1 protein-coding gene is annotated in these 1908 nt (G+C 36.0%); it reads right to left on the bottom strand.

Annotated features, from left to right (window positions below; all coding sequences use genetic code 11):
- The coding region (locus BBH99_RS11460; protein ID WP_317041493.1) for an RHS repeat-associated core domain-containing protein at positions 1-1908 on the bottom strand (1908 nt) is incomplete at both ends.

Here is a 1908-nt window from a genome sequence, read left to right as displayed (position 1 = left end):
TCCTTCTTTTTTAAAATTATTTTCTACGGTTGAAAGTTTTTGTTGAACTTGTTCATTGGTAAAAGAGCCTTGTACAACATTTACTCTTAATTGAACTTTTGCCGGGGTATTCAAATTAAATCCAGATATATCATTAGATACAGGGGTATTCCTTGTAGATTTATTAATTAACTCAGCTTCTAGCCCTTCTAATTCTCTCGCATCAATAACTCTATTTTCAGAAAATGCATACGTACTGTTATGAGTGTATTTTTCAGCTAATGGATCAATATTAAAGAACCTTCCTACATCAGGCATATAATTTCTCCACTTAAATGAGTAAAAACCTATCTCTTGTAACTCTTGTCCTTGGTACTTATAATTCTTATAACTACCTAACTGTCCTTTAATTCCACCTATATGATTTAATCCAAATGGATAATAGTTGTTAATATCTGTAACTTCAAGAACGCCTGTGCTGTTTTTAGCAAAACTTACCCTCGTATTTCCTAAATGATCTTTATACTGGTAAATATAACGGTTTTCTGTGAAACTGTAAAAACCTTCTGCTGTGGGTACAAAATCTAACTGCCACTTCGGTTTAGAAGGAAACATTGAACCTGTTTTCGTATAAGCCTGCTCTTCATAAGCAAAGCTTGTTTTATCCTGTAATAAAAGTCCTCCACTTAATCCATTATCATAGTAACGATACTGAAATCCATCCAGATAGTCTGTAGTAGTTGTATCGCCTATATCCCCATCTCTTGCACTATACTTCGTTGTTCTAAGTTTTGTTCCATCTGCACGATACAGATGTGTTATATCTGTATTATGATTCCATCCTAAAAAATTCTGATTTATAAAAAACTGATTGGGTAAATTCAAATGATTATAAACAATGGAATTAATTCCTTTATCCTTCATGGTGGTCATATTTCCATTAGCATCATAATCAATCAAATTTCCGCCTCCCTCATAGCCTGCTTCATTCTGCGTAGCATCTGTGATCGTCTGCAACCTGTTGCCCTGATACCCATAAGTAAGATTGTCTACCAGCAATGCCGTGTTTGAATCGTTTTTACCTGTTCTCCAAAGACGGGTAATATTTCCATTCAAATCATAGTTCAGCTCTTCATTAAAGAATGATTTATCGGGTAATGTTGTATAAGGCTCACGGTATACTCCGGATTTTAAACGGTTTAATTTGTCATATGCATAATGGTAAACTTTATAGACATCATCGTCGGATGTCTTCCAATGGGCCTCTGCAATGTTCCCTCCAAATTGGGGAGCAGAGGTGGTAGGAATAGCCGGATCCTGATACTTCAATGCATATCCAAATAATTTTCCATTTAAATTGGAAGGATCATTGATCATCGTTAACCAGCCTCTGATATTATACCGATAATCTATTGTTTGTAAAGGATTAGCTACATCTACTCCACCTACTTTTTTAGTTTCCAGCTGGGAAAGTTCATTATATTTATTCTGGGTAAGGACTTCTGTTGGATTACTGTCTACCTGATGCTTATGGGTAAGCAGTCTGTTCTGATGGTCATATTCAAAGTTTTCCGTGATAACTCTTTCTGTATCTGTTTCCAGCCTTTTATGTCTGGTGATAACGCTTTGAGTTACTCCTGCAAAATCCAGTCTCGATTCTGTCTTTGTATAGCCTCCTAAATGGTTAATAGAATGGGTTCCTACTACTCTTCCTTTGGTATCATAATAAGTGTAATTCTTTGTCCAGTTATCATCTTCAATATTTTTTACCAGGCTCATCACTGGAAGGCTTTTGGTACTTCTGCCTTCGGCTGTTGGAGTTTCTGTCAGTATAGGCTCTCCCTGAATCGTTGAAGGGAATGGAGGGTTAAAACTATATCCCGGATAGGTATCATAATAATTGACACTTAAAACGGTAGGTATTTCACC

Source organism: Chryseobacterium contaminans, from assembly GCF_001684955.1.
Lineage (GTDB): Bacteria > Bacteroidota > Bacteroidia > Flavobacteriales > Weeksellaceae > Chryseobacterium > Chryseobacterium contaminans.
This window is presented reverse-complemented; position numbering and strand designations above follow the sequence as displayed.